Origin of the sequence: Actinomyces succiniciruminis (genome assembly GCF_900002405.1) — a bacterium.
In the GTDB taxonomy this organism is placed as follows: Bacteria; Actinomycetota; Actinomycetes; order Actinomycetales; family Actinomycetaceae; genus Actinomyces; species Actinomyces succiniciruminis.
The window spans coordinates 1-3,658 of the sequence record NZ_LK995478.1 but is presented as its reverse complement, the minus strand read 5'-3'; the positions used below and the strand labels follow the sequence as shown (position 1 = coordinate 3,658).

Annotated in this window: 2 protein-coding genes; one reads left to right on the top strand and one right to left on the bottom strand. The window is 70.9% G+C overall.

The window, feature by feature from the left end:
• Positions 1 to 2,351, top strand: a 2,351-nt coding sequence (locus BN1056_RS14595) for an acyl-CoA dehydratase activase-related protein (protein ID WP_244671488.1), incomplete at its 5' end; no start/stop codon positions are given.
• A 32-nt stretch (positions 2,352 to 2,383) separates the two neighbouring features.
• Here the strand turns inward: BN1056_RS14595 and BN1056_RS03755 are convergent.
• Entirely contained in the window at positions 2,384 to 3,055 is a 672-nt protein-coding gene (locus tag BN1056_RS03755) for a septum formation family protein (protein WP_210579188.1), read from the bottom strand.
• Between the last annotated feature and the right edge of the window lie 603 nt (positions 3,056 to 3,658).

Genomic DNA, 3,658 nt, shown 5'->3' with positions numbered 1-3,658 from the left:
AGGCGGACGTGCGCGCCGAGGGCCGCCGCACCCTGGAGTGGATGCGCGAGAACGGCCGCAAGGGCATCGTGCTGGCCGGCCGCCCCTACCACATCGACCCCGAGATCAACCACGGCGTCCCCGACGTCATCAACACCCTGGGCATGGCCGTCCTCTCCGAGGACTCGATCCTGCCCGAACCCGAGCCGTCCCCCGACGGCGCCGACGACGGCGTCGAGCACCAGGTGGCCGGCGGCGCACTGTCTCGCGCCGTCGCCTCCATCCGCCGCGGCTTGGGCCGCTCCAAGGAGGACCCGCAGGCGCCCGCCGACTGGTCCGACGTCACCGCCGAGGGCCTGGAGGCGCCGACGGCGTCGATCGCCGTCGCCAACGTCTCCCCGAAGCTGCGCGTACGCGACCAGTGGGCCTACCACTCGCGCCTGTACCGTGCCGCCGAGCTGGTCACCCGGGCCGACGACCTGGAACTGGTGCAGCTGAACTCCTTCGGCTGCGGCGTCGACGCCGTCACCACCGACCAGGTGCAGGAGATCCTCGAGTCCGCCGGCGGGGTGTACACCACCCTCAAGATCGACGAGGTCTCCAACCTCGGCGCCGCCACCATCCGCCTGCGCTCGCTCGCCGCCGCCAGCGAGGCGCGCCGGCGGCAGCGGGAGGCGGGGGAGCAGGCGGCGGACGCCGGCGTCGACGAGCAGGCGCAGGACCTCGCGGACGAGCCCGTCGAGGTCGACACCACCACGCCCACCGCCGGGGACGCTATCGCCGTCGGCAAGGAGGACGGCGGCGCTCCGCGCGAGAACCCGGCGCCCGCGGACGACGGCGACCACACGCTCGCCGGGCGCGTGGCCCGCAGCGAGCGGAGCCTGCCGGCCGCCACCACCCCGATGTTCACCGAGGAGATGCGCGAGACCCACACCATCCTCATGCCGCAGATGAGCCCGATCCACTTCCGGCCGCTGGTGCCGCTCATGCGACGCCTGGGCTACAAGGTCGAGCTGCTGGAGTCCGCCAGCAAGGCCGACCTCGAGGTGGGGCTGCGCTACGTCAACAACGACGCCTGCTTCCCCGCCATCATGGTGATCGGCCAGCTCATCGGCGCCTTCGAGGACGGCTCCCACGATCCGGACAAGTGCGTGGTCGCCATCTCCCAGACCGGCGGCATGTGCCGCGCCACCAACTACGCCGCCATGCTCCGCAAGGGCCTGCGCGAGGCCGGCTACCCGCAGATCCCGGTGCTGGCCGTCTCCCTGCAGGGCATTGAGGAGAACCCCGGCTTCAAGCTCACCCCCACCATGGCCTACAAGGCGCTGCAGGGGGTCGTCATTGGCGACACGCTGAGCACCTGCCTGCTGCGGGTGCGGCCCTACGAGGCGGTGCCCGGCTCCGCGCAGGCGCTGTACGAGCGCTGGAGCCAGATCGCCTGCGAGTTCTTCGAGCACAAGGGCCGCTCCACCACCTGGGGCGGGCGCATCGGCTACCGCCGCCTGCTGCGGGAGATGGTGCACGAGTTCGACGCACTCGAACTGGCGGATGTGCCCCGCAAGCCGCGCGTCGGCGTGGTGGGGGAGATCCTGGTCAAGTTCCAGCCGGACGCCAACAACCACGTGGTCGACCAGATCGAGGCCGAGGGCTGCGAGGCCGTCGTCCCCGGGCTGCTGGGCTTCTTCCTCAACGGCATGACCACCGCCCAGTGGAAGGCGGACACCTACGGCATCGGCACCGACACCGTCTACCAGAAGAAGGCGGGCGTGTGGTTCATCGAGCAGGTGCAGGCCCCCGCCCGGGCCGCCCTGGCCGCCGCCGGCGGCAAGTTCGACGTCGAGTCCCCGATCGCGGAAATGGCCGAGAAGGCCGGCCAGATCCTCAGCCTCGGCAACCAGGCCGGCGAGGGCTGGCTGCTGACCGCCGAGATGATCGAACTCATCGAGCACGGCACCCCCAACATCGTGTGCTGCCAGCCCTTCGCCTGCCTGCCCAACCACGTGGTCGGCAAGGGCATGTTCCGGGAGATCCGCCGCCGCTACCCGCAGGCCAACATCGTCGGCATCGACTACGACCCCGGCGCCAGCGAGGTCAACCAGCTCAACCGCATCAAGCTGATGATCTCCACCGCCTTCATGATGCAGGAGGATGCCGTGCGGGATGCGGCCGGCGCACCGGCCACACCGGCGGGCGTGCGGACGGCGGAGGCGTCGTCGTCGACCGCGGATCGGCTGCTCACCGGCATTGACAACGCCTCGGAGGACGGGCGCACCGCCCGCGACCTGATCGCCGACTTGGGACCCGCCCCCGATGGCACGCCGACCTCACCGGACGTGGCCTCTCCCGAGCGGGTCGGCGCCGACCGGGTGTAAGTCGCGCAGTAGTAGACGGTCGCCGTAGCGGGTCAGCCGTCAGAGCTGCGGGCGGATCCGGTCAGGTCGCCGCCATCCCCGGAGGTCAGCAGGCAGGAGACTCTGCGGTCGCCCTGTGCCCAGGTGCTCTGCGTGGGCCGCAGGGAGGTGACCGCGTAGCGGCCCTGGGTGTAGGCGTCGTCGTAGCTGGTGCCGACGTAGTTCTCGAAGGCGTCGTAGCAGATGTCCGAGACGTACTGCTCCATGAGGTCGCCTTCCGGGAAGGCGTCCGCGGCGATCGCGCCCTCCGCGTAGACCTCGTAGCGGTGTGGGGCGGCACAGTCGACGAGGTCGACGCTGGAGACGGTGCCGGGCTCGGCGGCGCTCGCGGTGTTTGCCGAGGCGTCCGCCGTGGCGGTGTCGGGCTGTGACGCGGAGGGCTCCGGCGTCTGTGCGTTCGAGGTCTCCGCGCCGGCGTCTGCCGCGTCCCCGGGCGTGGCATAGGTCAGGCAGTCGCCGACCTCGATGTCCATGGCGGATACGGCCTGTGTGGTCGGGGTGGCGAGGGCCTCCTGGAGCGGCACGCCCTGACTGGGTGTGGCGGACGCCGACGGCGTGGTTGTGGGCGTGGCGGGGTTCGCCGTGGTGCCGCCCTGGCAGGCCGTTACTCCCAGGGCAAGCAGTAGCGCGGCGGGGATGGCGAGCGCGGAACGGGGATGACGCATGTCTTAAGGCTGACACACATTGCTCCGGGGACGGAAAGGCGCCCGCGCGCGGTCGTGGGCTCATCGGTGCCCCGTCGGCGGCCGGCTGTTGCGCCGGATCCGACACGCCCACCAACGCTTTCCGCGCTGCGCGGGGGATGCCGTCGGACATGCCGGTGGCCCGTGGGCGGGTGGTGTCCCCGGCCCACAGGCCACCGACGAGGTGCTCGAAGCCCTCGGGGTTCCCGGTCCCGAGGGGCGGTCCTCCTTCGCCAGGACGACGCGGCGCGGGCTCCCATGGACCCGTCCCGTCTCGGAAGCGGGTCAGTCACTGGGCTCCCCATTCCCTCATGACCCGTTCCGCCCGGCGGCAGTAACTATGTAACCCGCTGCGGCTGGGAGGTCCCCCGGCGTGGCGCTGTGAAAGTTCTAGGAACGACTCAACCGGCGGTTTGTGTGTGTGGGGGTGGTGGTTCGGGTTGGCGGTCGGGGTGTGGTGGTCGTGTTCGGGCGTATGAGGTCGTGTTCGGGTTGATGAGGACGTCGTCGGCGCCGTTGTGGGTATGGACGGTTCGTGTGTTCCTGTGACGGTTCGTCACCTAGCAGCAACGGTTCGGCATGAAC